Origin of the sequence: Mesorhizobium sp. INR15 (assembly GCF_015500075.1) — a bacterium.
Classification (GTDB): domain Bacteria; phylum Pseudomonadota; class Alphaproteobacteria; order Rhizobiales; family Rhizobiaceae; genus Mesorhizobium.
The window spans coordinates 236,476-263,041 of the sequence record NZ_CP045496.1 but is presented as its reverse complement, the minus strand read 5'-3'; the positions used below and the strand labels follow the sequence as shown (position 1 = coordinate 263,041).

Annotated in this window: 24 protein-coding genes; 11 read left to right on the top strand and 13 right to left on the bottom strand. The window is 62.8% G+C overall.

The features are described 5' to 3' along the window. Positions 1 to 37: 37 nt before the first annotated feature. Positions 38 to 1,117, top strand: coding sequence for a glycosyltransferase (locus GA829_RS01200; protein WP_195176780.1), 1,080 nt, complete (start codon positions 38 to 40; stop codon positions 1,115 to 1,117). Between the two features lie 88 nt (positions 1,118 to 1,205). On the opposite strand, the gene GA829_RS01195 is transcribed toward GA829_RS01200, so the two are convergent. Beyond that, complete coding sequence (locus tag GA829_RS01195; protein ID WP_195176779.1) at positions 1,206 to 2,705, bottom strand: lipopolysaccharide biosynthesis protein; 1,500 nt, start codon at positions 2,703 to 2,705, stop codon at positions 1,206 to 1,208. Positions 2,706 to 2,895: 190 nt separating this feature from the next. Between GA829_RS01195 and GA829_RS01190 the strand changes: the two genes are divergently transcribed. From GA829_RS01190 to GA829_RS01165, 6 genes are all read left to right on the top strand, one after another. Next, positions 2,896 to 4,068 (top strand): glycosyltransferase family protein, encoded by a 1,173-nt coding sequence (locus GA829_RS01190; protein ID WP_195176778.1) that lies wholly within the window; start codon positions 2,896 to 2,898, stop codon positions 4,066 to 4,068. A gap of 25 nt (positions 4,069 to 4,093) precedes the next feature. Next, a complete protein-coding gene (locus GA829_RS01185) occupies positions 4,094 to 5,089 on the top strand; it encodes a glycosyltransferase family 2 protein (RefSeq protein ID WP_195176777.1) in 996 nt (331 codons plus the stop codon). Beyond that, on the top strand, positions 5,089 to 6,039 hold the full coding sequence (locus GA829_RS01180; RefSeq protein ID WP_195176776.1) for a glycosyltransferase family 2 protein: 951 nt from the start codon (positions 5,089 to 5,091) through the stop codon (positions 6,037 to 6,039). Before GA829_RS01185 ends, GA829_RS01180 begins: the two co-directional genes overlap by 1 nt. Beyond that, complete coding sequence (locus GA829_RS01175; RefSeq protein WP_258052080.1) at positions 6,029 to 6,979, top strand: glycosyltransferase family 2 protein; 951 nt, start codon at positions 6,029 to 6,031, stop codon at positions 6,977 to 6,979. The genes GA829_RS01180 and GA829_RS01175 overlap by 11 nt, the downstream gene beginning before the upstream one ends. A 73-nt stretch (positions 6,980 to 7,052) precedes the next feature. After that, positions 7,053 to 7,949 carry a UTP--glucose-1-phosphate uridylyltransferase gene (locus GA829_RS01170; protein WP_195176774.1) on the top strand — a complete coding sequence of 299 codons (897 nt, stop codon included), beginning with the start codon at positions 7,053 to 7,055 and terminating at the stop codon, positions 7,947 to 7,949. A 176-nt stretch (positions 7,950 to 8,125) separates the two neighbouring features. Next, positions 8,126 to 10,513 carry a polysaccharide biosynthesis tyrosine autokinase gene (locus tag GA829_RS01165; RefSeq protein ID WP_195176773.1) on the top strand — a complete coding sequence of 796 codons (2,388 nt, stop codon included), beginning with the start codon at positions 8,126 to 8,128 and terminating at the stop codon, positions 10,511 to 10,513. Positions 10,514 to 10,597: 84 nt separating this feature from the next. Here the strand turns inward: GA829_RS01165 and GA829_RS01160 are convergent, their stop codons facing one another. Together GA829_RS01160 and GA829_RS01155 are read right to left on the bottom strand one after the other, a co-directional pair. Beyond that, on the bottom strand, positions 10,598 to 11,938 hold the full coding sequence (locus tag GA829_RS01160) for an IS1182 family transposase (RefSeq protein ID WP_195176772.1): 1,341 nt from the start codon (positions 11,936 to 11,938) through the stop codon (positions 10,598 to 10,600). A gap of 238 nt (positions 11,939 to 12,176) precedes the next feature. Further along, entirely contained in the window at positions 12,177 to 14,084 is a 1,908-nt protein-coding gene (locus GA829_RS01155; protein ID WP_195176771.1) for a propionyl-CoA synthetase, read from the bottom strand. Between the two features lie 109 nt (positions 14,085 to 14,193). Between GA829_RS01155 and GA829_RS01150 the strand changes: the two genes are divergently transcribed. From GA829_RS01150 to GA829_RS01135, 4 genes are all read left to right on the top strand, one after another. Beyond that, positions 14,194 to 14,979 (top strand): DUF2259 domain-containing protein, encoded by a 786-nt coding sequence (locus GA829_RS01150; protein ID WP_195176770.1) that lies wholly within the window; start codon positions 14,194 to 14,196, stop codon positions 14,977 to 14,979. 462 nt (positions 14,980 to 15,441) lie between these two features. Continuing rightward, entirely contained in the window at positions 15,442 to 15,729 is a 288-nt protein-coding gene (locus GA829_RS01145; protein WP_195176769.1) for a PqqD family protein, read from the top strand. After that, on the top strand, positions 15,729 to 16,163 hold the full coding sequence (locus GA829_RS01140) for a lasso peptide biosynthesis B2 protein (RefSeq protein ID WP_195176768.1): 435 nt from the start codon (positions 15,729 to 15,731) through the stop codon (positions 16,161 to 16,163). The genes GA829_RS01145 and GA829_RS01140 overlap by 1 nt, the downstream gene beginning before the upstream one ends. Continuing rightward, positions 16,160 to 17,146 carry a phosphoenolpyruvate carboxykinase (ATP) gene (locus GA829_RS01135; RefSeq protein ID WP_195176767.1) on the top strand — a complete coding sequence of 329 codons (987 nt, stop codon included), beginning with the start codon at positions 16,160 to 16,162 and terminating at the stop codon, positions 17,144 to 17,146. Before GA829_RS01140 ends, GA829_RS01135 begins: the two co-directional genes overlap by 4 nt. Before the next feature lie 6 nt (positions 17,147 to 17,152). Here the strand turns inward: GA829_RS01135 and GA829_RS01130 are convergent, their stop codons facing one another. The 10 genes from GA829_RS01130 to GA829_RS01085 all read right to left on the bottom strand — a co-directional run bounded on the left by GA829_RS01130 (position 17,153) and on the right by GA829_RS01085 (position 26,566). Continuing rightward, complete coding sequence (locus GA829_RS01130) at positions 17,153 to 18,178, bottom strand: nucleotidyltransferase family protein (RefSeq protein WP_195179472.1); 1,026 nt, start codon at positions 18,176 to 18,178, stop codon at positions 17,153 to 17,155. Positions 18,179 to 18,261: 83 nt separating this feature from the next. Then, the gene (gene dhaK / locus GA829_RS01125; RefSeq protein WP_195176766.1) at positions 18,262 to 19,248 is read right to left on the bottom strand and encodes a dihydroxyacetone kinase subunit DhaK; all 987 of its coding nucleotides are present in this window, start codon (positions 19,246 to 19,248) and stop codon (positions 18,262 to 18,264) included. Positions 19,249 to 19,338: 90 nt separating this feature from the next. Then, positions 19,339 to 19,761 (bottom strand): hypothetical protein, encoded by a 423-nt coding sequence (locus GA829_RS01120; protein ID WP_195176765.1) that lies wholly within the window; start codon positions 19,759 to 19,761, stop codon positions 19,339 to 19,341. A gap of 6 nt (positions 19,762 to 19,767) precedes the next feature. Beyond that, the gene (gene ptsP / locus GA829_RS01115) at positions 19,768 to 21,369 is read right to left on the bottom strand and encodes a phosphoenolpyruvate--protein phosphotransferase (protein WP_195176764.1); all 1,602 of its coding nucleotides are present in this window, start codon (positions 21,367 to 21,369) and stop codon (positions 19,768 to 19,770) included. Next, entirely contained in the window at positions 21,353 to 21,655 is a 303-nt protein-coding gene (locus GA829_RS01110) for an HPr family phosphocarrier protein (protein ID WP_195176763.1), read from the bottom strand. The genes ptsP and GA829_RS01110 overlap by 17 nt, the downstream gene beginning before the upstream one ends. 21 nt (positions 21,656 to 21,676) lie before the next feature. Beyond that, positions 21,677 to 22,066, bottom strand: a complete 390-nt coding sequence (gene dhaM / locus GA829_RS01105; RefSeq protein ID WP_149905703.1) for a dihydroxyacetone kinase phosphoryl donor subunit DhaM — start codon at positions 22,064 to 22,066, stop codon at positions 21,677 to 21,679. Continuing rightward, entirely contained in the window at positions 22,063 to 22,677 is a 615-nt protein-coding gene (gene dhaL, locus GA829_RS01100; protein WP_258052079.1) for a dihydroxyacetone kinase subunit DhaL, read from the bottom strand. Before dhaL ends, dhaM begins: the two co-directional genes overlap by 4 nt. A gap of 62 nt (positions 22,678 to 22,739) precedes the next feature. Further along, positions 22,740 to 24,380 carry a dihydroxyacetone kinase subunit DhaK gene (locus GA829_RS01095; RefSeq protein ID WP_195176762.1) on the bottom strand — a complete coding sequence of 547 codons (1,641 nt, stop codon included), beginning with the start codon at positions 24,378 to 24,380 and terminating at the stop codon, positions 22,740 to 22,742. A 73-nt stretch (positions 24,381 to 24,453) separates the two neighbouring features. Beyond that, on the bottom strand, positions 24,454 to 25,467 hold the full coding sequence (locus GA829_RS01090) for an ABC transporter ATP-binding protein (protein WP_195176761.1): 1,014 nt from the start codon (positions 25,465 to 25,467) through the stop codon (positions 24,454 to 24,456). Further along, entirely contained in the window at positions 25,460 to 26,566 is a 1,107-nt protein-coding gene (locus tag GA829_RS01085; RefSeq protein ID WP_195176760.1) for an ABC transporter ATP-binding protein, read from the bottom strand. The genes GA829_RS01090 and GA829_RS01085 overlap by 8 nt, the downstream gene beginning before the upstream one ends.

Genomic DNA, 26,566 nt, shown 5'->3' with positions numbered 1-26,566 from the left:
TGGGTACGATGCGAGAATGCGACAAGGAGCCGGTTTCATGAAAGTTCTCTTTGCCAGCGGCAATGGCTATCCGCCCGAATTCGGCGGCGGCGTTCAGTCCAGCACCCACCATCTGGCGCAGCAGTTGATCGAGCACGGCCATGAGGCATCGGTGCTGGCCGCTCTTTTCGGCGACGGCATGTTCGGGCTCAAGGCACGCGCCAAGATGAAGCTCCTGCGCCAGCCGGCGGTCGTCGACAGCCACCCGGGCTATCCCGTGGTTCGTGCCTGGTTCCCCTGGGAAGCGGCGGGCTTCGCGGTCGAGAAACTGAAGCCGGATGTGGCCGTGGTCCAGTGCCACAAATCCGTTCCGATCGGCAAGGCGCTGCAGGCGCAGCGCGTGCCCTTGGTCATCTATCTCCGCAATGTCGAGTTCCATGAACTGGATGGTGATCCGCGCGAGCTGCATTCGGCGCTCTACATCGCCAATTCGGAATTCACCGCGCGCACCTACAAGGAGGAATTCGGCATCGAGGCGACGGTGATCCCGCCGACCATCAATCCGATGCACTACAGCACGCCGACGACCGGCCAGTTCGTCACGCTGATCAACCCCTACGAGGAAAAGGGGTTTGAGCTTGCCGTGCGCATCGCCAGTGTCTGCCAGGAAATCCCGTTCCTTTTCGTCGAAAGCTGGAAACTGGAGGATGATCATCGGGCGCGCATCGAGGAAACGATCGCGCCGCTTGGCAATGTCACGTTGGAAAACCGCACCAATGACATGAAGACGGTCTACGGCCGCACCAGGATCCTGCTTGCGCCGAGCAAATGGGAAGAGGCCTGGGGCCGGGTGGCGTCCGAAGCCCATTGCAGCGGCATTCCTGTCGTCGGCTCGCGCCGCGGCGGCCTGCCCGAGGCGATTGGCCCCGGTGGCACGGTGCTGGACTATGACGCTCCGCTGGCCGACTGGGTGGCCGTGGTCAGGCAGCTATGGAATGACAGCCGGGAATACGAACGGCTTTCGACGGCCGCGCGCACCTTTGCCGGGCGTCCGGAACTCGATCCCGACCGCCAGTTCGCCACCTTTTTCTCGATCCTCGACAGAGCGGTGCAGCAGCGCGCGCGGCAAGCTGCATAAAGTTCTGACGGCGTTGGTCAGGCCCGGCGCTTGAACGGCTCTTAGGTATTCACTGCCAGGAGCGACGTATCGATTCCGCAGGCGCGTCTCATTTGGCCTCGCTTGGCGCCGCGTGGGCAGGCGGCCTTGCCGGCAGCATCTTGATGGCCTCGCGCAAGGCTTCACGGCCGGAGGCGAACGCCAGTGCGATGATAAGCGTGATCAGGTAGGCGAGAACGGCGCCACAGGCCAAGGCAATGACATGTTGCTGCGGCAGCCACGGCTTGATGAACCAGATGACCGCCAGCGCCAAATGGCCGCCAAGCACGAAGGGTGCGGCGGCGCGAAGCACATGCCTGGCCTGCACCGGTCCGCTCCTGCCGATATAGAGCCACAGGAAGGGCGTCCTCAGATACTCGCTGATTGCGTAGGCTATGGCGACGCCGAGCGCGCCATAGGGCAGGCCGAGCATGAAGGCCAGCACCGAGGTCACGGCGGTGACGATGCCCCAGCGCATGAATTCGCCGGAGCGGCCCTGACTGACGAAAAGCCATCCCGCCGGATTGTTGAGCGGCTGCAGCAGTCCGGCAAAGCCGAGTGCCAGGAAGATGCTGGCACTCTCGCGCCATTGTTCGCCGAGCACGAAGGGGATGAGCACATCGGACATCGCTGTCGCGAAGGCAACGCCCGGAAGCGCCACCAGCAGGATCAGCGGCATGACGCGCAGATAGGCGCTGCGGTATCGGTCCGGCTCGTCCTTCAACCGGGAAAGCGCCGGCACCATGACTTTCGACAGCGGATTGGTGATCTGGCTGAGCGGAAACAGCAGTAATTTGTAGGCGCGGTCATAGAGGCCAAGCTGCGCCTCGCCCCAGTATTTGCCGATCAGCACATTATCGAGGTTGCGGGCAAAGAAATTGGCGAAGTTGAAGCCGGTGATGCCGGCGCCGAAATTGATCAGCTCGCTGATTCCCTCGACCTTGCGCGGCAGGCTCGGACGCCAGCGCGAGCTTGCCCAATAGCAGAGCGTCGGCAGCACGGCTCCGGTCAGCGTGCCGGCAAACAGCGCCCAATAGGAGCGGTCTATGAAGGTCCAGGCGATCGACACCGCGAGGCCGGCGACGGCGCTGGCGACGTCGATGATGGCCAGGCGGCCGAACTGCATGCGGCGCGTCAGCAGCGCCAGATGCTGGGCTCCGAGCCCATAGGCCATGATCTGCAGGCCGAACGCGGCGACGAGGCCCGTTACGCGCGGCTCGCCATAAAAAGTCGCGACCAGGGGGGCGGCACCCGCAAGCACGCAAGCCAGAAACGCGCTGACCGCGACATTGACCCAGAAGAGGTAATTCACCTCGTCATGCCGGATGCCGCTCTTCTGGATTGTCGCCTGCGTCAGGCCAAAATCCTGGAACAGCGCGATGAAAGCGAGCACCGGGGCGCACATCGCCACGACACCAAAATCCCGCGGTGACAGAAGCCGCGACAGGACGATGACGGACACGATTTGTGTCGCGACCCGCACCGCTTGCGCCATGGCCGTGACAACAGCGCCACGCCCGACCGATCTGCGCAGAGAGCGTTCCGGCGGATCGAATGCATTGGCTTCCAAATTCAGGATTCCTGATTTTTGCACAGATTCCAGCCCGGAAATCTGCGACCGCCGCCGTGGTCAAACTACGGCAATAATTTTGCAGTGCAACAAAAAATGTGGATATTTGCTACGTCGCACCAAAAATGTTGCGGTGCAGCAAGAGCTGTACTAGCATCCCTGTGGGTGGGCCAACAGCAGGCGAGTTTTCATGCTGCATGTCTTGTACCTTGTGCACGATGTTTCCGATCCGGCGGTACGCCGGCGGATCATAATGCTCAGGGCAGGTGGGGCCCGGGTCACGTTGGCCGGCTTCCGCCGCACCGCCAATCCGATTGCGGATGTCGAAGGCTTGCAGCCGATCGATCTCGGCGCGACGCGTGATGGCCGATTCGCCCAGCGTATGGCAGCTGTCGCCAAGGCGGCGGTTTCGATCGGCGCGAAACTGGGCGGCATGGCCCGGCCGGACCTAATCATCGCGCGCAATCTCGAGATGCTGGTGCTGGCGCGGCGTGCCAAGTCTGCTTTCGGCGCGAAGGTTCCAATCGTCTACGAGTGCCTCGACATCCACCGCCTTGTGCTTCGCGACGATTTGCTGGGCAAGGCATTGCGTGGCACGGAGCGTTATCTGGCCCGCGACGTGAAATTGCTGGTGACCAGTTCGCCTGCTTTCATCGCGAACTATTTCAAGCCGTTCGGTCAGATCGCGGCACCTGTCGAATTGCTCGAGAACAAATATTTCGACGCAGCGGCGGTTCTGCCGGGGGAAGCTCTCCAAACGGAAAACCCACTGCCTCCGCCGTGGCGGATCGGCTGGTTCGGCGCCCTGCGCTGCCGCCGCTCGCTTGAGCTTCTGGCCGATTTCTCGCGCCGCGCCAACGGCCGGTTCGAGGTCGTGCTGAGGGGCCGTCCGGCACTGTCCGAATTCCCGGATTTTCACGCTTTCGTAGAAGCCGAGCCGTGGTTGTCGTTTCGTGGGCCCTATCGCAATCCCGAGGATATGGCGGCGATCTACCGCGAGGTCCATTTCTCCTGGGCGATCGATTTCTTCGAGGCGGGACAGAACTCTGAATGGCTGCTGCCCAATCGTCTCTATGAAGGCGGTCGCTTTGGCGCCGTGCCGATCTCGATGGGCAACACCGAGACCGGGCGGTTCCTCAACCAGCAGGACATCGGCATCCTGTTGCCCGAGGCCTCGCCGCAGGCGCTGGAAGCCGCGCTCGGCAACATGGACGAGCATCGCTTCGCCAAATTGAAGGCCCGCGTCCTGGCGCGCAATCCGCGCACCTGGAGCCATGATCGCAATGACTGCCGGGTGCTGGTCGAAAAGCTTCGCGGACTGGCCACCGCACCCGATCCCTATGCCGCCGAAGCGCTGGCATAGGATGGCTGGAGATGGAAAAGGGCTGATGACGCAGAACGAAAAAACTTCATCCAGCCTGATCGTTATTCCGTGCCTGAACGAAGCGGCCCATATCGGTGCGCTGCTCGATCAATTGCGGCCCGCGGCCGAAAGGCTCGGCGCCAGGATCGTCGTCGCCGATGGCGGCAGCACCGATGGCACGCTGGCCATCGTCAAGGATGTCGCCGGCAAGGACCCGCGCGTTATCCTGCTGCACAACAAGAGACGCATTCAGAGCGCCGCGATCAATCTCGCCGTAGGCACGTTCGGCAAGGGTACCGACTATCTCATCCGCATCGACGCGCACGGCGGCTATCCCGACGATTATTGCGACCGGCTGGTCGAGGAGGCGCTGGCCACCGGCGCCGATTCGGTTGTCGTCTCCATGCTGACCAGCGGCAGCGGCACCGTGCAGCAGGCCGCTGCCGCCGCACAGAATTCCAAGCTCGGCACGGGTGGTTCCAAGCACCGGCACCTTTCGGCCGGCGAATGGATCGATCATGGCCATCATGCGTTGATGCGCATATCGGCCTTCGGTGCCGTTGGCGGCTATGACGAGAGCTTCAGCCACAACGAGGATGCCGAGCTTGACTACCGGCTGCGCAAGGCTGGCTACCGCATCTGGATGAGCGGCAAGACGCAGATGACCTACTATCCGCGTGCTTCCCTAGCCGGCCTCTATTTCCAATACCTCGGCTATGGCCGTGGCCGCGCCAAGAACGTCCTCAAGCATCGTGTCATCCCGAAAGTCCGGCAGATGGTGCCGCTTCTGGTGTTTCCGGTCGTGCTGCTCGCCGGGTTCTCCTTCGTCCATTGGCTGGCGGCCGTGCCGCTTCTTTTGTGGGCATCGGTCTGCCTCGGCTATGGCATGTTGACCGCCATTCGCCAGCGCAACCCGAACATCGCCCTTGCCGGGGTCTCGGCAATGATCATGCATTTCGGCTGGTCTCTCGGCTTCTGGCTGCAGCTTCTCGGCCTTGGCTCACGGCGCCGGGTGGCCTGATGGCGGCGATAGGAAAAAAACCCGGCATCGACATCTGCGTCTGCACATTCCGGCGGCCGGAACTGGCCGACACGCTGCGTTCGCTGGCCGCTCTTGCCATGCCGGCGGGCTACGATATCCGCGTTATCGTCGCCGACAATGACGACACTCCGAGCGCGCGGAAGCTGGTGGCTTCGCTGCAGCAGGAATTGACGCTGCCGATCGACTATGTGCACTGCCCGGCGCGCAACATTTCGATCGCCCGCAACGCCGGCCTCGATGCCAGCAACGCGGATTTCGTCGCCTTCATCGACGACGATGAGACGGCCACGCCCCGCTGGCTTGCCGAACTTATCGCGACGGCCGAGACGAGCGGCGCGGCCGCCGTGCTCGGCCCGGTGCGGGCGCTTTATGGAACAGATGCGCCCGAATGGATGCGGCGCGGAGATTTCCACTCGACCTTGCCGGTCTGGGTGCGCGGGGAGATACAGACCGGCTACACCTGCAACGTCCTGCTTAGGATGGGCACGCGGAGCCTGCATGGCCGCCGTTTCAGCCTCGCTCGCGGCCAGACAGGCGGCGAAGACACTGAATTCTTCGACGGCATGCACAAGGCCGGCGGCCGCATCGCCTTTTCGCCGGAGGCCTGGGTCGACGAGGTGGTGCCGCGCTCGCGAGCCGCGTTCGCCTGGCTCGGCCGCCGCCGTTTCCGCGTCGGCCAGACCCATGGCCACCTTCTGGGCCGGAGCGCGCGCGGCATCGGCCTGATCAAGCAGGTTGGCCTGGCCACGGCAAAGGCCGCCTATTGCTTCGCGGCGGCGCTTGCCGTGGTCATCAGCCCGATGCGCAGGAACCGCAGCGCGTTGCGCGGCATCATGCATGTCGGCGTCGTCAGCGGCCTCGTCGGCGTGCGCGAACTGCGCCTCTATGGCCAGCCTTCGCCACAGGAAGGGGGCAAGCGTGCAGCCTGACGTCAGCTTTGTCATTGCCGCCTACAACGCCGAGGCAACCCTAGACCGGGCGATCGCCAGCGCCATCGCCCAGAAGTGTGTCAGCGTCGAGGTCGTCGTCGTCGACGACAAGTCGCGCGACGCGACTCTCGATGTGGCGCGGTCCTATCCGCAGGATGTCGTGCGCGTCGTCGCGCTGGCGCAGAACCGAGGCCCCGGCGGCGCCAGGAATGCCGGTCTCGATGCCGCGCGCGGCCGCTGGATCGCGGTTCTCGATTCCGACGATGAAGTCTATCCGGAGCGGATATGCGCGATGATTGCCCGCGCCGAGCAGGCCGGTGCTGAAATCGCGGTCGACAACATCCAGGTCGTGCGCGAGGACGGCGTTGCCGAGGCAACCATGTTTCCGGCCACCTATCTTGAAGGCCTGCGGGAAATCTCGCTGGCCAGCTTCATCGACGGCAATCTGGTTTTCGAATCGCGGTTCAATTTCGGCTACCTCAAGCCGATCTTCCTGCGCCGGTTCCTGAACGAAAACCGGCTTCGCTATGATGAAAAATTGATCATCGGCGAGGATTATATCCTGCTGGCCAATGCCTTGGCCAAGGGCGGCCGATGCGTGGTCGAGCCGGCGACGGGCTATGCCTATCACATCCGCACGGGCTCGATCTCGCGGGTGCTGGAACTTCATCATGTCGAGGCGATGCGCGAGGCCGATGCGGTTTTCGCGCAGGCGCATTCCATGGACGGCGCCGCACGGGCGGCATTCGCCAGGCGCGGCCGCAGCCTGCGCAAGGCGGCGTCATTCCTGTCGCTGGTTCAACACATCAAGACGCGGTCCCCGCTCAAGGCGATCCGGACCGCGCTCAGTGATCCGGCGGCGGTCAGGCATATGGGCATGCCGATCGCCGTCCGGCTGCGAAAGGTCGCGGCACAGTTTGCCGTGGGGGTGGGGAGGTGAAGTTGCGGGCACATGAAAGGGTTTTTCGTGACCTGCGAATGGTTGAAGTCGATCTCCTCAAAAGGAATTTGCAATGAAGAAAATTAGGAAAGCAGTCATACCGGTGGCGGGGCTTGGAACACGGTTCCTGCCGGCGACCAAGTCCATGCCGAAGGAGATGCTGCCGGTCGTCGACCGGCCAGTGGTGCAATATGCGGTGGACGAGGCCTTCGAAGCCGGCATCGAGCACATTGTCTTCGTCACCGGCCGCAACAAGGCGGTCATCGAGGACTATTTCGACCTGCATCCTGAATTGATCGGAACGCTCGAGCAGACCGGCAAGAAAACCCAACTGGAGGCGCTGGAAAGCCTGCTTCCGGTCGCTGGTGCCACCAGCTTCATCCGCCAGCAGTCGCCGCAAGGCCTCGGCCATGCGGTGTGGTGCGCGCGCGAGGTCATCGGCGACGAGCCCTTCGCCTTACTGTTGCCGGACATGGTGTCGTTTGGCGGCCGTGGCTGTCTTGCGGAAATCACCGACCTTTACGCCCAGACGGGCGGGAACGTCATCGCCGTCGAGCGTTGCGAGCCCAGCGAAACCAGCAAATATGGCATCGTTGGCCGTGGCGCTGATGTCGGTGCCGGCTTCGAGGTGACCGCCATGGTCGAAAAGCCGGCGCCGGCCAACGCGCCTTCGAATTTCTACATCAATGGCCGCTACATCCTGCAGCCCGAGATTTTCGCATTGCTGGGCAATCAGCAGCGCGGCGCTGGCAATGAGATCCAGTTGACCGACGCGATGGTACGGCTGTCGCAAAGCCAGGCGTTCTTTGCCCAGCCTTTCAACGGCCGCATGTTCGACTGCGGCTCGAAGGAAGGTTTCATCCAGGCCAATGTCGCGTTTGCCTTGTCGCGCGATGATATGAAGGGGCCGGTCTTCGCCATGCTTCAGGAGTTCGTGCGGTCGCATGAGCGCCAGGAAGAGGCCGCATAATGCCCATGTTTCGGGTGCATTTTCCTGCCGTTGACGGGGCGAGGCCAATGGCTATCGCGTTGCCTGGCATGAAGCTTGCGTAGCTTTCGACAACGCCCCCGATCTTCGAGGCCACGGAGCAGATAGGCCCCCAACCCCATCTGCTCCAGCGCCTGCAACCTAGAATTGGACCGAAGATGAACTATGCCAACTTTCCTCTCGACAAGAGGATGCCATTGCCGAATTCGGACGCGGGAAGCGGCGAGGACTTCATCGATATCGAGCGCCTGCTTGGCATGGCCGCGCGGCAAGCCAAAGTGGTTGCCGTGTGCGCCATCATCGGTCTTTTTCTCGGCGTGCTCTATCTGCAGACCACGCCGCCCAAATACACGTCGGTCAGCAGTGTGCTGATCGACGAGGGATTGAACAAGATCGTCGATGATATCTCCGCCGCGTCGGTGAGCATGCAGACTGATTCCGCGATCCTCAGCCAGATCGAGATTCTGACATCGACGCGTCTGGCGTCCGTCGTCGTCGACAAGCTGAAGCTCGACCAGAACAGCGACTTCATGAACCCGCCTACGTCGGCCCTGTCGAAGGGCATGGGTTTTGTCCGTGGCCTGATCCAGTATGTCCACCCCAGCGGTTCCGACACGGGCGTCGCGGACATCACCAAGGTCGACGCGGCAACGCGCGACGCGATGATTGCCACGGCCCGCCGTGACTATGCGATCCTCAAGCTGCAAAGCGAAGTGCGGGCGCTGCGCATCGGGCGAAGCTACGTGATCGCGCTTGGATATCAGGCGACCGATCCCGCACTGGCGACAGCCATTACCAAAGCCTATGCCGAGGCCTATCTAGCCGACCAGCTCGATGCGAGCTTCGACGCCACCGAGCGGGCGGCTGTCTGGCTGCAGGGCAGGCTGACGGAACTTCGCGAAAGCTCGCAGCAGGCTTCGCTCGCCGTCGAGAAATTCCGCGCCGAACACGGCTTGGCCGCCAACAGCGATGGTCAGTTGATGAGCGACAAGCAGCTCTCCGACCTCAACGCCCAGCTCATTGTCGCGCAGGCTGATACCGCACGCGCCAGCGCCCGCTACCAGCAGTATAAATCGATCATCGAAAGCGGCTCGGACAATGCTTTCAACGATGCCGCAATATCGGCCGACCAGCCTGGCAGCTCGGTGATCGCGACACTCAAGACACGGTATCTCGCCGTCGCCAAACGGCAGCAGGATGTCGAAGCCAATTTCGGCCCCGAGCATCCGCAGGCGGTAGCGCTCGCCAAGGAAAAGGCGGACATTTCGAAGCAGATTTTTGGTGAACTGAAGCAACTGACCGAAAACTACCGCAACGAATACGAGGTCGCCCTGGCGCGCGAGACCGCGCTCCGCGCGAATGTCGCATCCGCGGCCGGCAAGAGCTCGATCGACAACCAGTCGCAGGTGCAATTGCGCGATCTTGACCAGAAGGCGACGGCGCTCACCACGCTCTACCAGACATTCCTCGGCCGCTACGAGGAGGCCGCCCAGCAGCAATCCTTCCCGGTCGGCAAGATCCGCATCATCTCGGACGCGTCAAAGCCGCAGTCTCCCACAACACCGCGTACGACCGTGGTGCTTGGGCTTTCGCTGTTGCTGGGCCTGTTGCTGGGGGCTGGATTCGGCGGGCTGAACGAGTTCAACGAACGCTTCTTCAGAACCGGCGAGGAGGTTCGCGATCGCGTCGGCCTCAAATTCCTCGGCTATCTGCCGATGATTGGCGGCAAGCTCAGCAAGGACGAAAAGCCGGACAATGGGCAGGTGGATGCCAAGGCCGCGAAGTCTTTGTCGGCTGCCGAAAAGCGGGCGCGGATGCGGGTGAGCATCGATTCCCCGGCATCGATGTTCTCCGAAACGCTACGCAGCGCCAAGATCGCTTTTGACGTCGTGATGGAAGGGCAAGGCTGCCGGGTCATCGGCGTGATCTCGGTGCTGCCCGGTGAAGGCAAGTCGACGGTCGCGGCCAACCTCGCCGGATTGCTGGCCGCCAACGGCGCCAAGACATTGCTCATCGACGGCGATCTTCGCAATCCAGGCCTCAGCCGCGGCCTCGGCATGGAGGCTGAGCAGGGGTTGATGGAAGCCGTGGTAGGCGGCCAGACCTGGCAATCAGTCGGCAAGATCGACCGGCAGACGAAGCTGGCGATCATCCCTGCCGTGTCGCGTGGTCATTTCTCGCATACCAGCGAACTGCTGTCGTCGGCTGGGATGCGGCGCTTCATCGAGAACGCCAAGGAGACGTTTGAATACATTGTCGTCGACCTGCCGCCGCTCGGCCCGGTGGTCGATGCCAAGGCCTTCGCGCCGCTTGCCGACGGTTTTGTGCTCGTCACCGAATGGGGCCGCACGCCGCGCGCCATGGTGCAATCGCTGCTGAACGCGGAGCCTTATATCGCCAACAAGATCATCGGGGCGGTGTTGAACAAGGTCGACCTGAAGAAGTTGGCCAAATACGGCTCGTTCGGCGGCTCGGAGAAATTCTTCGACAGATATTCGACCTATTATCTGGAGAAGTCCGAAGTACGGAGCAAGGCGAACGCCTAGGAGCCCGTCCAGTTAGCGTTCCGGTCGGGTTCATTTCATTAAGATAGTCTGATTGCGACAGGCTCTCGGGTGACGATAGCCTAGTCAGGAGGCCCTGAGGAGGCTTCCCAGCTTCACGAGGTTGTGGGCGGTGCAGATAATCGCCCATTCGGCGCGCACGTTTGCCAGTCCCCGCAACAGGAACTGGCGGAAGCCGCGTGCCTGCTTGATCTGTCCGAACACCGCCTCCACGATCTGCTTTCGCAGTCGGTAGGGGGTCTCGAAGCCGCCGTCGGCGATCTTTTTTCTCATTGCCTGTGTCAACGGTCCGCCAACCTTGCCGTTGTCGGCGGTGGGGTGTTTGGCGCGTCCGGTGGCGATGTAGCCATCGATCCCGCGTTGGTCGAGGCTGGCGAGGTTGACTTCGCTCAGATAGCCGCTGTCGGCGGACGCTTGCTCCGGTTTGCGGCCGAGATTGGCTTGGATGCCATCGACCAGCGGCACCAACTGGCCCTGGTCGCTCGTGCTCGGCGTCAACCCGTGTGCAACGATGATCTGCGCTTTGCCGTCGACGGCCGCCTGCGCGTTATAGCCCTGGATGAAACCATCCTTGGTTTTGAGAATGCGGCTTTCAGGATCGGTGAAGTTGCGCTGGGCCTTCGCGGCGGGCTCGTCGGATGGCGCAGCCGCGGGCTTGCCGGTCTTCTTGCGGCCCTCGGCCTCGCGGCTCTTCTGCTTCTCGGCCTCGATGCGGCGCTCCTCGTCGGCCGCGGCCTTCGCCTCGGCCTCCAGTTCAGCCTTGGCCTGGGCGATCCTGGCGATCCGCCTCTGTTTGTCGGCGACCCAGCCGGGCAGTTCGTCACCTCGTTTGTTGCCGTGCAGATTGTCCTCTTCGGCATCCGCCGCCTCAGCGGCGGCCAGCCAGCGATCGACCTCCGCCTGCAACTCGGCTTGGCGCTTCTTCATGTGCTGATAGCTCATCGCCTTGTGTTTGGACGCGTTCGCCTTGATCTTGGTGCCGTCGAGCGCGACATGCCCGAGCCGCACCAGCCCGGCCTTCTCGGCCAGCTTCAACACCTGCACGAACAGCCCGGCCAGCTGTTTGAGGTGCCGCTTGCGGAACTCGGAAATGGTACGGAAATCCGGCGCATCCAGCGCCGCGATCATCATGAAGTCGGCGCGCTCGACGCACGCCTTGGCGATGCGCCGGGAGGAATAGAGGCCGCTCGCATAGCCGTTGAGCAGCAGCGCAACCATCAGCCGCGGATCGAACGGCGGCTGGCCAAGCGCACTCCTATAGCTGCTGGTAATCTCGCTCAAATCGAGGCTCTCCCGCACCAGATCCACGATGAACCGTGACAGGTGGTCCCTCGGCACAAAATCCTGCACGCTCGGCGGCAACAACTGCGGCTGATCAATCTTCCACGCGCGAAAATGCTTGCTCATGGTCGCAATTAGAATCAGACTCGTGCCAAATTGAACAGCGACTACTCGGACAGGCTCCTAGAGCAATTCCAGGAAAAGTGTGTAACGGTTTCCATCCGGAATTGCGTAAAAACAAAGAGTTAGAGTGGTTCAGCGATTCAATAAAACGCTGAACCGCTCTGAGGCGCGTCGCGTCCAAACGAATTGACACGGCGCGCGCCAGGCCAGCCCTGGGCGCGCCGTGCATCGGTCAGGCGCCTCACAAGCCTATTCCGCGCTCCTTCAGCGCGTCGGCGATTTCGTCGAGAATGACCGGGTCGTCGATGGTCGCCGGCATGGTCCATTGTTCCTTGTCGGCGATCTTTTGCATTGTGCCGCGCAGGACCTTGCCTGAACGCGTCTTGGGCAAGCGCTTGATCGTAACCACCGTCTTGAAAGCGGCGATCGGGCCAATCCGTTCGCGCACCAGGCTGACCACTTCGGTCTCGATGAGGCTGGTGTCGCGGGTCACGCCTGCGTTCAGCACCACGAAGCCGAGCGGAACTTGCCCCTTCATGGCGTCGGCGATGCCGATGACGGCGCATTCGGCAACATCGGGGTGCGCCGCAAGCACTTCTTCCATGGCGCCTGTCGACAACCGATGACCGGCGACATTGATGATGTCGTCGGTGCGGGCCATGACGAAGAGATAGCCGTCTTCGTCGATGATGCCGGCATCCGCTGTCTTGTAGAAGCCGGGGAATTCTTCGAGATAGGCTTGGCGAAACCGCGCGTCGGCGTTCCACAGCGTTGGCAGGCAGCCGGCTGGCAACGGCAGTTTGACCACCACATTACCCAATGTGCCGCGCGTCACCTCATGGCCGGCATCGTCGAGCACCCGAATGTCGTAGCCAGGCATCGGCAAGCCTGGCGAGCCGTATTTCACCGGCAGAAGGCCCAAGCCGGCGGGGTTTATGGTCATCGGTGAGCCAGACTCGGTCTGCCACCAATTGTCGATCACCGGTACATTGAGTTTCTGTTCCGCCCATTTGATGGTTTCCGGGTCGGCGCGCTCGCCGGCAAGGAACAGCATGCGGAATTTCGACAGGTCGTATTTCGGGATGAATTCGCCCTTGGGATCCTGTCCCTTGATGGCGCGAAAGGCGGTCGGCGCGGTGAACAAGGCGACAACGCCATGCTCCGCGATCACCCGCCAGTAAGTGCCGGCATCGGGCGTGCCGACAGGCTTGCCCTCGAACATGACGCTGGTGCAGCCATGCAGCAGCGGTGCGTAGACGATATAGGAGTGGCCGACCGCCCAGCCGAGATCCGAAGCCGCCCAGAACACTTCGCCCGGCTTGATGCCGTATTCGTTTTCCATCGACCATTTCAGCGCGACCATATGGCCGCCATTGTCGCGCACGATGCCCTTGGGCTGGCCGGTCGTGCCGGAGGTGTAGATGATGTAGAGCGGGTCGGTGGCGAGCACCGGGACGCAGTCGACATTGGCGCCGGCCGCCCGCTCGCGCGCAACGGCGTCGGCATAGTCGATGTCGAAATGATCCTTCAACTCACAGCGCAATTGGTCGCGCTGCAGGATCAGGCAGGCATCGGGCTTGTGCCGGGAAATCTCGATGGCCTTGTCGAGCAGCGGCTTGTAGGCAACGACCCGCCCTGGCTCTAGGCCGCAGGATGCGGAAATGATCAGCTTCGGCTTGGCGTCATCAATTCGGGTGGCGAGTTCATGTGAGGCAAAGCCGCCGAAGACGACCGAATGCACTGCGCCGATGCGGGCACAGGCCAGCACGGCAAAGGCCGCTTCCGCCACCATCGGCATGTAGATGATGACGCGGTCACCCTTGCGGATGCCACGGTTCTTCAGCACCGAGGTCAGCGCGACCACTTCGCGCTTCAATTCGGCATAGGTGAATTTCCGCACCGTGCCGGTAATGGCGCTGTCATGGATCAGCGCGGTCTGGTCGGCTCGACCTCCAGCTACATGGCGGTCGACGGCGTTGAAGCAGGTGTTGCAGGTCGCCCCGGTAAACCAGCGGCCATAGATGCCGGCATCGGCATCGAACACCTTGTCATAGGGTGAATACCAGTCGATGGCGCCGGCCGCGTCCGCCCAGAATTTCTCCGGATCGCGTTTCCAGCCGTCATAGACCTCGTGATAGCGTGAAGCCATCCGACTCCTCCCAGGAACGATTTTCTCCCTCCAGATAGCGCGCTCTAACCTTGGCCGCAAATCCACGCCGTTGTAGCGTGGGATCGATGGTGCTTGGGGGCAAGCCGCAATGAGAATGCGATACTGGATCGGAGCGACGGCGGTGGCGCTCTCCGTCAATGTGGCGCAGGCCGGTGACGCCGCCGCACGGCGGATCATCGGCTTTTCGCCTGACGGCAATTACTTTGCCTTCGAACAATACGGCACGCTCGACGCAGGCGCCTCGGCTTCCGGCTGGTCGGAAATCGACATTATCGATACGCGCACGGATGCGTTCGTCGGCGGCAAGCCGATCCTGGTCGTTGACCAGTCCGAGGAATCGACGCTGACCCTGGAACAGGCGAGAGCCCAGGCAGCCGCCAAAGCGGCCCCAATTCTAGCCCAATATGCCATCGCTGCGCGGGGCGAGCGTACGGCTTTCGACAAGTTCACCTTTCCCGACGAGCTGGTTGCCTACAGCGACATTTCCCGCCTTGAGCAGGTGTCACAGAAATGGCTTTCGCCGATCTATGACGAACTGGAAATTTCGACGATCCAGCTCGACCAGATCCTGGCCGGCAGCACCGCCGATTGCTCCACGAGTTTCGAGGCCGCGCAGCAAGGCGATACATCGGGCAAGGCGCTCGGCTTTCGCCTGTCATTGCAGGGACAGGATGGCAAACCGTTCAAGATGCTACATGAGGACAAGGCCGTACCAGCATCGAGGAACTGCCCAACGTCCTATAGTCTCTCGGAATCCTACGCATTCACTCCGGCCGGCAAACCGGCGGTGCTTGCCGTCTTGGTACAGCGCTTCAGCCAAGGCTTCGAAGGCCGTGACCGACGCTTCATCGCGGTAACCGGACAGGCGCGCTGACAAATCAACAGCCACCGATTGCCACCCCAAAGGCGGCATCCATTCGATGACCGTCGATTGATTCTAGATTGGCAAAGCCACAAGCATGAGGCCAACGCCACCGGCAATCAGTATGGCCGCAGCCAAGGCTTTCCTGTGCCGTTCGAAGCTCGTCGGAGCCCGATCCCAATTGTAACGCATACTGTATCTCCCCAAGACCCATGGATTCCATATCTTACTCTAGGGAAGGAAAGCAACGGCCAGGCTGGCTCGATTCACCGCCTGTCACGTGGTGTTGAAGACTATTTCTGGGATGATTCCCGTTGGGCTTCGGACGGCGAAGCGATCTTGGACAAGCGGCGCGAATAGCCAGCCGTGGCGCTTGGGACACTGTCACCAGCCTTGCGTGGCGGCCCAATGGACAGCGCCGCATCACCGCGCTATCTGCTTTCATGCTAATCTTCACGGCTTGGAGCGGGGCCCATGGCTGAAATTGCATCTGAAATGATTCTGCGGCTGGCGGACGACGCCTCGGTCCAGAATGTCGGCGACGGCGCCGTCGTGCTTTTGGCGCGCAGCGGCCAGCTCTACACGTGCAACGGCACCACCGAGGCGTTCCTGGAAAAGGTCGATGGCGAGCGCAGTCTCGACCAGATCGTTGCCCTGTTGTCCGAAGAGTTCGAGGTCGACAAGGGTACACTCGGCCAGGACATGACGGCATTGGCGACTGATCTTGTCTCGGAAGGTATTCTCGCCGCCCCGGGCGCGTGATGGCTGACGGTTCTCTCCTGCGCGCCCTGTTTCGTTGCCATCTCTGGGCAAGCGCGCGGCTGATGCCGCTCCTGATCGGCAGTCGGAGTTTCGAAGCAGTGCTCAAATGGGCGCCGCTCACGTCACCCACACCGTATCGCGGCTTGCCGTCCTCATACATCATATCCCGGGTCAACCACACGGTCCGGCATCCCTGGCTGATGCGCGATCGCCGATGCCTGAGAGAGGGCTTGCTCGGCCATCGGTTCCTGCGTCTTGCCGGCTTCGATCCGGACCTGCGCTTTGGTGTTGACCCGAAGTCCATGCAGGCGCCCCGCATGTCGGCGCATTGCTGGGTCTGCCTCGACGGCAGGCCGGTCGTCAGTGACAGCCTGCCCGGCATGGTGGAAATCTATCGCCATCACGCCGATGCCCGGAAGGTGCGTGCCGCTTGACTGAACCTGCTGTCTGCTATGCCCTCAATGGCCAGGTTCTGGGCATTTATGCCGAACGCGCCGACCTCTGGCAGGACTATGACGCCATGCTTGGCAGCCTGCGGGTAACCGGCGCGGCCGAACCGGATTTTCGGATCAACATCGTCGAGACCGAATTGCTGGACGAGGCGCCGGACGGATCGCTCACCTTCGACGGCGAGATCCCAGAAGATGGCCATTGCCGAATGCTCGAGGACGGACAGATCGTGCATCTGATCTTTCCTGGCCGTCAGACAGCGTCGATCAACGGCGCGGAAGGCTGGGCGGAAATTCGGATCCGGCCTGACACGAAACCCGTCTGGACGCTGTCGATGCTGGTGCTTGATGCCGCACTCGACGCCGACGATCAGCATATGCTGCATACTGCCGGCCTGACGCTGCCGGACCGCGATGCCGTCGTCCTGATCCACGCTCCGAGCGGCACCGGCAAGAGCACCACATCGCTGGCATTGGCGACGCAAGGGTTCGGCCTTTGCTCCGATGACGCGATGGTCCTCAAGCTTGCGCCGGGCAAGGCGGAGGCCTGGGGCCTGCCGCGCCACGTCAAGATCCATCGCATCACCGCCGAAATGATACCAGTCGTAGCGCCGTGCCTGGGCCTCCAATGGGACCGCAATGGCGAGCAGGCGGTGTCGCTTGAGCGCTTGCGCGAGATCCTGCGTGTTGAAGGTTCAGGTCTGAAGCCCGTCGCGGCACTTCTCCATCTTGCCCGCTCGCCCGACAGCCAGACCAGGCTTGTTGCCATGACCAGGACGGATGCGATGGCGGCGCTGGCAGCCGACAACGTTCGAATAGGCAAGACCGGATTGATGCCGCTGCAAAAGCGCCGCATGGGTGCCATCGCGAAGCTGGTCATGGCGGTCCCGACCTTCACGCTGGAGGTGGGGGCAAGCCCGGCGGATGCGGCACAGCTTATTCGCCAGGCGCTGGCGCAGCAGGACTGATTGTCTTCAGGTGGCGCGAGGTTGGGCTTTCGCCAATCTCTGGATCCATCGGAAGGCATCACGGCGCAGCCGCGAGCCGATCTTGTTGCGGGAATTCACGCTGAGCAGCGTGCTGGTTGTGATCAGCCGTTTGGCAAGCCTGATCGAGAGACCGGGCTTGATCCGGCCCGCCAGTTCAAGCGCGCGTTCTTCATTGAACAACTGGCCGGTGACATTGAGCACGATCGCCAGTTCGAGCTCGATACCCGTCATGCGGGCGGCTTCGAGCAATCTTTGTTCCGACTGAGATGATTGCATCATCCGCACGCCTTGCAACACATCCACGCAAAGCTGCAGGCGGTGAAATTTGTGGCCGCCGGCTGCATGGACGATGGCGATGGTCAAAAGCGCCGCAGGCGTGTCGGTGGCCTGGCCATCGATCGTCTGCAGTTCCTGAAAACCCAGCGACAGCCGCCGCCGCATTCCCGTGTCATGCACCAGATTGCCATGCAACTCGATCAGCAGGCTCGAATTCTCCTTTTCGAGCCATTTGAATTCCTGCAGGGCGTAGGACTCGGCCTCGTTGCTGCCGAGTTCGAAACCGCATGTCGCGATGACGCGGTTTGCCGCGGGCAAATTGACCGGATCGACAAGGATGTCGATGTCTGTGAATGGCCGGTCGTTGACATGATGGTAGAGTCTTCGCGCGAAGACAGGGCCCTTGACGATCCGCGCCGGGATCCCGTCGGCCGCGAGCGCCTTCATGATGCGGTCGCCGTGATATTGCAGCAGCATCGACTGGCCGGTGACCATCGTCGCTTGTTGTCGAAGCTCAAAGAGCTGTTCCTGAACCATCGCGTCCCGAGGCAAATGCTGGTCGCCGCGTTCCCTAAGCTTGCGCAGCATGATCGGCAGGACGCCGTGGAATTCTGCATTGGCGAGCAGGGCGGAGAGCGTCGCGGCGCCGAAAACGTCCGCGCCCGTGACCGTCGCCTCGGGGTCCGCGAAGGTCAAAAGCAGTTTTTCTTCGGAAGGTGTAAGCTGTGGCAGCATCGGTCCCGGCGGCGTCGCAAAGTTGCGATATGTCACTAAAGCCTCTGCGCCTCGTTCCGCAACTGCCAAAACATCCTTGCCGGCTACATGCCCCAGCGCAGCCCTGCGGTGTGCACCGGTGCGTCCCAGTAGCCGGAGATCTCGTCGTCAAGCATGGTCAGTGTGATCGAACAGCCGGCCATGTCGAGTGAAGTCACGTAGGAGCCGACCAGTGAGCGGGCGATCGTCACGCCATGCTTTTCAAAAATCCGGCGTGCGCTGTTGTACATCAGATAGAGCTCCATCAGCGGCGTGCCGCCGAAGCCGTTGACGAACAACAGGGCAGGTCCTTTCGCGCGCTTGTCGAGATCCCCTGCTATCGCCGCGCATATCTCCTCGGCGATGGCATCGGCGCTCTTCAACCTGTCGCGGCGTCGTCCGGGTTCGCCATGAATGCCGACGCCGAATTCCATCTCGCCATCACCAATGTCGAAGGTCGGCTTGCCTGCCGCCGGCACCGTGCAGCTGGTCAGCGCCACGCCCATCGAGCGCGTCAATCCGTTGACACGCTCGCCCAGGGCTTTCAGCTGTTTCAGCGCCATGCCTTGCTCGGCGGCGGCGCCGAGGACCTTCTCAACCACCAGCGTGCCGGCAACGCCACGCCGTCCCGTGGTGTATGATGAATTCTCGACGGCGACATCGTCATTGGTCACCACCTGCAGGATGCCGTCCGACATTTCGGCCGCCATCTCGAAGTTCATCACATCGCCTTCGTAATTCTTGACGATGAACAGGCACCCGGCGCCGGTGTCGACGGCTTCCGCCGCGGCCAGCATCTGATCCGGCGTCGGCGAGGTGAAGACCTGGCCGGGGCAGGCGGCATCCAGCATGCCGTGGCCGACCAGCCCGCCATGCAACGGTTCATGGCCGGAACCGCCGCCGGAGATCAACGCCACCTTGCCCGGCTTCAATGTCCTGCGGCGGACAAACTTGTGGCCGTCACCCAGCACCAGGATGTCGGCATGGGCGGCGACGAATCCATCGAGGCTTTCGGTCAGCACCGTGTCCACGGAATTCAGGAACTTCTTCACGGCTGTCTCCTCCGAAATAGCTTGGCATTATTGCATGTCGCCCAAAAGTGACCTCGGTTTTGGGCGAACGACATGCATCAAAACAAAGGGTCAGCCACCCTTGCCGGTAATGCTGGTGATCTTCTGGATGAAGTCGTTCACCGCCTTGTCGAGCGCTGCATTCTGCTTGTCGTCGCCGAAATCGGGAACGATGAGGGACACATGCCGGGTCTTGCGCAGGCCGGCTGCCATCGACATTTTTCCTGGATGCGCCTGATGGTAGGCGGCGAGGAAATGATCGCGCTCGGCCGGGCTGAAATGGCAGACGGAAAAAATAGCCGGCAAATGTTTTGAAGGGATCGGGATCGAATAGGCCGGGCTGGAGATCTGGGTGACGAAGCTGCGGTGCTTGCCGAGCGCATCGGCGAGGCGCTGGCGCATCCCGGACGGGCGCTGGTCGATAACCTGCGACAGGATCGTCTTGTAGGCGCGGATTGCCGCTTCGGAACCCGCTTCGGGTGTCTTGTCGGTCATGGACGTCTAGACCGAAACGTCCGCGATGGCCGCCTTGGCCATGGCGAGTTGAGCTGGCGCCACGGAGACATCGCGCAGGCCGGCCCCGATCAATGTGGGAATGGCGGCTGGATCGCCGCCGGCATCGCCGCACAGGCTGACCGGAATATCGCGCACCCTGCCAAAGGCAGCGACCGATGCGATCAGCCGCAGCACCGCCGGATGGCGAACCGAATTGAGGTGCGCCACCGACGCATTGTCGCGAGCGGCGGCCATCACATACTGGGTGAGGTCGTTGGATCCGATCGACAGGAAGGCGACATGCGCGAAGGCTTCGGGTGCGATCGCCACGGAAGGCACCTCGACCATGATGCCGAGCGGCGGCATTTTCTGTGCGATGCCACGCGCGGCAAGCGCGGCCTGCTCCTCATGGAACAAGGCTGCGGCACGCTCATATTCGTCCGGCACGGCGATCATTGGAAACATGACCTTCAGATTGCCGTGCATGGACGCGCGCAGCAAGGCGCGAATCTGCGCCCGGAAGATTTCCGGCCGTGCCAGCGACAGTCTTATGCCGCGCAGTCCGAGGAACGGGTTGCTTTCCTCGACGGTGAAGCCGGGGACCGGCTTGTCGCCGCCGGCGTCGACGGTGCGGATCGTCACCGGCTTGTCGCCGGCCCATTCCAGCACCTTTCGATAGGCGCGATATTGCGTCTCCTCATCAGGCAGCATCTTGCCGAACAGGAACTCGGTGCGCATCAGCCCGACACCGTCGCAGGTCTCGACATCGATGCCGTCGACTTCAAGCGGATCGGCGATGTTGACTTGCACGCGCACCGCCGTGCCGGCTTTGGTCACCGCTGGCCCCGCCAGAAAAGTCGCGGCCTGATCGCGCCGGGCGGAGAATGATGACGATGATCGCCGGAAAGCATCGATCTCGGCTTTCGACGGTGAAAGCACAACACTGCCATGTTCCGCGTCGAGCAGCGCAATGCCGGCGAGATTGCCGGGCGAGACGTCAGGGCCAACCACGCCAAGGCCTACGATCATCGGCACGCCGCGTGAGCGTGCCAGCATGGCGACATGGCTGGCAGCACTTCCCGCCTTCAGCGCGATGCCGCCGCCGCGACGCCAGTCGGTATCGAGAAAGCGCGTCGGCGCGATGTCCTCGCCATAGAAAATGGCGCCTGGAGGTGCGGTGACCTCGCCATCCTCGGTCAGCGCCCGCAGCACCTGATCGCGAATGTCCTTGATATCGGCGGCCCTGGCCCTGAAATAGTCCTGATCCGAAGCCTCGTAGCCGGCGGCTTCGGCGTCGAGCCCCTGCCGCCAGGCAACATCCGCCGGCTGGCCAGAGGCGATCGACGCAAAGGCCGGACCGGTCAGCGCGTCATCCTCCAGCATGGCGATCTGGAATTCGAGTATGTCCGCCGCGTCGCCATCGCTTGTTCCGATCAGCGCCGCCAGCCGGTCCTTGGCGATGCCGATTGACGTTTCGAGCGCCGCCTTCTCATCGGCGGCCGATCCCTTGGCGGTGTAGGCTGACGCAACCCGGTCGAACTCGAACAGCGGTCCTTCGGCATAGCCGGCCGAGGCTGAAATGCCCTGGAGCCTAAGCGGTTCGGGCATGATCCTCGCCCTCGTCGAAATCGCGCAGCACCAGTTCGATCAGCGCCTCGACCGCTTCGCCGGCGCCATCGCCCCTGGCGCGGATGTGCAGCATCGTGCCTTTCGGCGCCTTCGCCGCCATCACCTTGACGATGCTCTTGGCGTCGAACCATGGCCCATTAGCGGCAAGCGCCACCTCCACCACGGCGGCAAAGGTCTTGGCGAGCTTAGTGAACTTCACCGAAGGGCGCGCATGCAGACCCACATCGTGGGTTATCAGAACGGTTGCTTCGGCGGAGGCGGACATTCGGTCAAGATTCCTGTTCGTTCACGACGGCGACAACTCATGCGCTGTCGCCACCACTTCTTTCAACGAGGCGCCGCCGGACGCCTCCGTCGCCGCCATCACGGCACCTTCCACGATCGGCGCGTTGCAGACGATGATCTTGTGCGCGCGCGGCTCGCCTATCATCTCGACGGCCATTTCGCTGTTGGTCTCGGCGCCGCCAAGATCAACCAGGATGGCGACGCCGGCCTCCGACCAGGCCTTGTCGATGGCGCCCATGATCGCTTCGACGCTGGTGCCGAGCCCGCCATGGCCGTTTCCGCCGCACCATGCAAGCGGCACTTCGTCGCCGACCATCTGACGAACCATGTCGGCGGTACCTTCCGCGACCAGCGGTGAATGCGAGACGATGACGATGCCGACATTGCTCACGGGCGTCCCCCGACAGTTTCAATCACGGTCCGCACCAGCAGTGCGACCGATCGCGCACCGGCATCCATATGACCGATCGAGCGGTCGCCGAGGAATGAGGCGCGGCCCCGGGATGCTTTCATGGGAATGGTGGCGTCAGCCGCCCGATCGGCGATCTCGGCGATTTCCGAGGCCGGCTTGCCTTGCAGCAGAGCGTCATGCACCGGCTGCAGCACATCAAGCATGGTCTTTTGCCCGACCTGCGACTTGCCTCTGGCGGCCACCGCCTCGATCGCCTTGCCGAAAGCCGCCGCCAGATTGGCGCGGTCGGGTTCGGCGGCAATATCCTTGCCGAGCGCCATGAACAGCGTTCCAAACAGGGGTCCTGAAGCGCCACCCACCGTCATCACCAGTTTGGTGCCGATCGCCTTCAATGCCTCGGGCAGCGGCTGTGCGGCAAATGCATCGGCTTCCGCGCGTACCGCCTCGAAGCCGCGCTTCATGTTCAGGCCGTGGTCGCCGTCGCCGATCGCCTGGTCGAGCGTGGTCAGTTCTTCGGCATGAGCGCTGATCGTGTCGGCCGTGGCCGTGATCAGCCTGGAAAGATCGAGCGATGTTATCATCTCACCCATGTCGTCGGTATCCGCCGGTTCATCCGGAATCGCTCGTCTGAAAGCCGCTGCACCCTCCATCATCAAGCCGTCGCAAGCAACTCGGCCATTGCGGCGAACACTTCAGCCACCGCAAAAGCGCCGGGATCGGCAATGCCTTCGAGCTGATCGCCGAGATAGGCGGAGCGGCCGGCCTTGGCCTTGCGCATGGTGGCGGTTGCCGCCGCGCCCTTGCGGGCCGCCGACGCGGCCTGGCCGATACCGCCGTTGTCCAATGCCTTGAGCGCGGGCTCGAGGGCGTCGATCATGGTCCGGTCGCCGGCTCGCGCGCCGCCATAGAAGGTCATGCGGTCGAGGCCGGCAAGCAGCGCCTTGGGCAGGGTTGCGCCAAGGCTCGAAGCCTGTGCGGCAGCCGTGAAGAAGATCGACAGCAACACGCCGCTGGAGCCGCCCATGGCGGTGCCCAGAATGTCGCCGATACCGGCCAGGCTTTTGGTGGTATCAGCGAGCGGCAATGCGGCAAGCCCATCCATCACGGCGCGCGCACCGACAGTCACCGTCGAGCCGGTGTCGCCATCGCCCGTTTTGGCGTCAAGGCGGTTCAATTCGGTTTCGAGCGAGATCAGCCGTTTGCACACGGCGGTGATCAGCCGCTCGGCGGCAACATTGTGGCTGGCACGGACGGCCGCGGCCGCCGGGACCTTGGGCATCGGCACGATCTGCACGGGCTGCACTGTCCTTGCCGGAGGCCAGGCATGCGGGCTGGCCGGCGCGAGCAAAGCCGCTTCCCGCTCGCGGTCGAGCGGCATCAGCGACAGCGAAAAGCCGTTCATGTTGAGTGCCGTCATCAGCGCTGCCGGACCGACGGTGAACTTCACCATCCCAGCCAGTGGCGATGCCATAACAGCCTTGGCGATGAGTGCCATCTCGAGTGGCGGCACGGCGCCGAGATTGTTGATCAAAAGGACATGGTCCCTGGCTTCGTCGAGCTTTGGGGCAAGGCGCTCCGTCATCAGTGCGACCAGCGCGTCGGCACTCCGCAATGTGATGCGTTCGATGCCGGGTTCGCCATGAATGCCGAGGCCGAGCTCGCCGTCGTTCTCCCCCAGCCGTTCTTCGTGCTCCTGGCCCGGGATGGAGCAGGATGACAGCGACAGGCCGAGCGAAATGATGTCCCTGGCGGCGGCTCTTGCCGCGGCGGTTACCGTGCCGAGGTCCTTGCCGGCTTCGGAGAGATGTCCTGATATCTTGTGCACGAACAAAGTGCCGGCGACACCGCGGGGCTGCGCGATGTCGGGCAGGGCGATATCGTCACCGACGATCGCCATCTCGACTGCAAAGCCCTCGATGCGCGCCTTCTCGGCGGCAAGGCCGAAGTTCAGGCGGTCACCGGTGTAGTTCTTGACGACAAGCAAACAACCGGCCGGACCGGTGGCGGCGCGAATGGCGGCCAGCACGGCTTCAACGCTTGGTGAGGCAAAGATGTCGCCGGACACGGCTGCTGTCAGCATCCCTTTGCCGACGAAGCCGGCATGGGAAGGCTCATGTCCGGCACCGCCGCCGGATATGACGGCCACACGCGTCTTGTCCCAGTCGGCACGCAGCACGACCTTGATGGCTGGATAGCCGTCAAGACGAACGAGGTCGCCGGACGCCGAGGTGCGCAACAGGCCGTCCAGGGCCTCGGTGACGATTGATTCGCGACGGTTGAAGAAATGCTTCATGGGATCATTCCAATTCTGTGCCCGCGATTGTCGATGCGGACGAGATCGATGCGGTGCAGCCGAGGAACCATGGTCACGTCAGCCGCTGGCCATCCTGACCAAAATACAGCGGCGCCCGGTATCGGATCGTCACCTTGTCGCCCTTGGCCAGCGAAGTGTCGGGATCGGTCAGCGTCACCAGTTTCTTCTCGCCCACCGTCAGATGCAGATGGTTCTGGTCGCCCAGATGTTCGACCCAGTCGACGATGCCGTCGGCATGGCCATTCGTTGCCTTGTCGATCGACAGATGCTCGGTGCGTGCGCCGATCGTCTTCGTCCCGGTCGGCGCGCCACCGTCCGGAAGCAGGCCGGCCGGCAAGAGGTTGATCGCGGGTTGTCCGAGCCGGGCCGCGACATGCAGGTTTGCCGGCTCGGAATAGATCGTTCGTGGCGAGCCGATCTGCACCAGCTCGCCGTCGGCGAGGATGCCGATGCGATCGGCCATGGTCATCGCCTCGATCTGGTCGTGCGTGACATAGAGCATGGTGGCACCCAGTTCGGACTGGATGCGTTTCAGCTCCAGCCTCAGATCGGCGCGCAGCTTGGCGTCGAGCGACGACAGCGGCTCGTCCATCAGGTAGATCGACGGCTTGCGCACCAGGGCGCGGCCAATGGCAACGCGCTGCATCTCGCCGCCGGACAGCTTGGTCGAGCGGTTGGTCAGCTTGTGGTCGATACGCACCATCTTCGCCACCTCCTCGACCCGGCGGCGGATCGCGTCCGCGCTCAGCCGGCGTGCCGGCGAGCGCAGCGGGAAGGCCAGGTTGTCGAACACCGACAGATGCGGATAGAGCGAATATTGCTGGAAGACGAAGGCGGTGTCCCGCTCGGCGGGTGACAGCGTGGTCGCGTCATGGCCGCCGATGTGGATGCTCCCGCTATCTGGCCGTTCGAGCCCGGCAATCAGCCGAAGCGTGGTCGTCTTGCCGGCGCCGGTCGGTCCTAGCAGCACGACGAATTCGCCATCCTGGATATGCAGGTCGAGATTGTTGACCGCGACATGCTCGCCGAAGCTCTTGGTCACGCCCTGGATGTTGACGTCAGCCATGACGGGCCTCCACTGCCTTGTCGTGAACCGCCGTTCGCACCGCACGGCCGGATCTCTTGTCGAACAGTGACAGCCGCGCACTGTTCAGTGTCAGGCCGACATGGTCGCCCGGGTTGAGGCGGATCTCGGCGGGCACGCGCGCCTTGATGATGCCGTCCGATGTCTCCACCGCCACGATCTGCGTGGTGCCGAGATACTCGGTGCCGTAGATCGCGCCACGCAGTTTCGAACTGTCATCGAAACGGATGTGCTCCGGGCGGATGCCAAGTGCCATGTCGGCCGGTGCGATATCCTCGCGCACTTCCGGCACCGCCAACGTCGCGCCTTGCACGACGATCTCTTTCGCGCCCTTGGCCAGCCCACCGCCGAATTTCAGGAAATTCATCGGTGGCGAACCGATGAATTCGGCAACGAACATTGTCGCCGGGCGGTCATAGATCTCGCGTGGGGTGCCGAACTGTTCGATGACGCCATGGTTCATCACCGCGATCTTGTCGGCCATCGACATGGCCTCCATCTGATCATGCGTGACATAGACGGTCGTGGCGCGGATGCGGTTGTGCAGTTCGCGCAGCTCATGGACCATCAGATCGCGGAATTCGGTGTCGAGCGTGCCCAGCGGCTCGTCCATCAGGAAGCATTTCGGCCGCCGCACGATGGCGCGGCCAAGCGCGACTCGCTGGCGGTCGCCGCCGGCAAGGCCGGATACGGATTTGTTGAGCAGGTGGTCGATGCGCAACAGCTTCGCGGTCTCTTCGACTCTGCTGCGAATCTCGGCCGAAGGCATGCCTTGCGCCAGAAGCGGGAAGCCGATGTTCTTGCGCACATTCATGTGCGGATAGAGGGCGAACAGCTGGAAGACGAAGGCGATGTCGCGCTCGCGTGCCCTGAGCATGGTGACGTCCTCGCCACCCAGCAGGATCTGGCCGCCAGTCGGCAGTTCGAGCCCGGCGATCATGCGCAGCGTCGTCGTCTTGCCGCAGCCCGACGGCCCGAGCATGACAAAGAACTCGCCGTCCTCGACGACGAAATTGGAATCCTGCACGGCGACGAAATCGCCGAACGCTTTTCTCAGGTTCTGGACGCGGATTTCGGCCAT

Coding starts and splice junctions, on each gene's coding strand:
- GA829_RS01200 (WP_195176780.1), top strand. CDS start 38: ATGAAAGTTCTCTTTGCCAGCGGCAATGGCTATCCGCCCGAATTCGGC.
- GA829_RS01190 (WP_195176778.1), top strand. CDS start 2,896: ATGCTGCATGTCTTGTACCTTGTGCACGATGTTTCCGATCCGGCGGTA.
- GA829_RS01185 (WP_195176777.1), top strand. CDS start 4,094: ATGACGCAGAACGAAAAAACTTCATCCAGCCTGATCGTTATTCCGTGC.
- GA829_RS01180 (WP_195176776.1), top strand. CDS start 5,089: ATGGCGGCGATAGGAAAAAAACCCGGCATCGACATCTGCGTCTGCACA.
- GA829_RS01170 (WP_195176774.1), top strand. CDS start 7,053: ATGAAGAAAATTAGGAAAGCAGTCATACCGGTGGCGGGGCTTGGAACA.
- GA829_RS01165 (WP_195176773.1), top strand. CDS start 8,126: ATGAACTATGCCAACTTTCCTCTCGACAAGAGGATGCCATTGCCGAAT.
- GA829_RS01160 (WP_195176772.1), bottom strand. CDS start 11,938: ATGAGCAAGCATTTTCGCGCGTGGAAGATTGATCAGCCGCAGTTGTTG.
- GA829_RS01155 (WP_195176771.1), bottom strand. CDS start 14,084: ATGGCTTCACGCTATCACGAGGTCTATGACGGCTGGAAACGCGATCCG.
- GA829_RS01150 (WP_195176770.1), top strand. CDS start 14,194: ATGAGAATGCGATACTGGATCGGAGCGACGGCGGTGGCGCTCTCCGTC.
- GA829_RS01145 (WP_195176769.1), top strand. CDS start 15,442: ATGGCTGAAATTGCATCTGAAATGATTCTGCGGCTGGCGGACGACGCC.
- GA829_RS01140 (WP_195176768.1), top strand. CDS start 15,729: ATGGCTGACGGTTCTCTCCTGCGCGCCCTGTTTCGTTGCCATCTCTGG.
- GA829_RS01130 (WP_195179472.1), bottom strand. CDS start 18,178: ATGCTGCCACAGCTTACACCTTCCGAAGAAAAACTGCTTTTGACCTTC.
- GA829_RS01120 (WP_195176765.1), bottom strand. CDS start 19,761: ATGACCGACAAGACACCCGAAGCGGGTTCCGAAGCGGCAATCCGCGCC.
- ptsP (WP_195176764.1), bottom strand. CDS start 21,369: ATGCCCGAACCGCTTAGGCTCCAGGGCATTTCAGCCTCGGCCGGCTAT.
- GA829_RS01110 (WP_195176763.1), bottom strand. CDS start 21,655: ATGTCCGCCTCCGCCGAAGCAACCGTTCTGATAACCCACGATGTGGGT.
- dhaL (WP_258052079.1), bottom strand. CDS start 22,677: ATGGGTGAGATGATAACATCGCTCGATCTTTCCAGGCTGATCACGGCC.
- GA829_RS01095 (WP_195176762.1), bottom strand. CDS start 24,380: ATGAAGCATTTCTTCAACCGTCGCGAATCAATCGTCACCGAGGCCCTG.
- GA829_RS01090 (WP_195176761.1), bottom strand. CDS start 25,467: ATGGCTGACGTCAACATCCAGGGCGTGACCAAGAGCTTCGGCGAGCAT.
- GA829_RS01085 (WP_195176760.1), bottom strand. CDS start 26,566: ATGGCCGAAATCCGCGTCCAGAACCTGAGAAAAGCGTTCGGCGATTTC.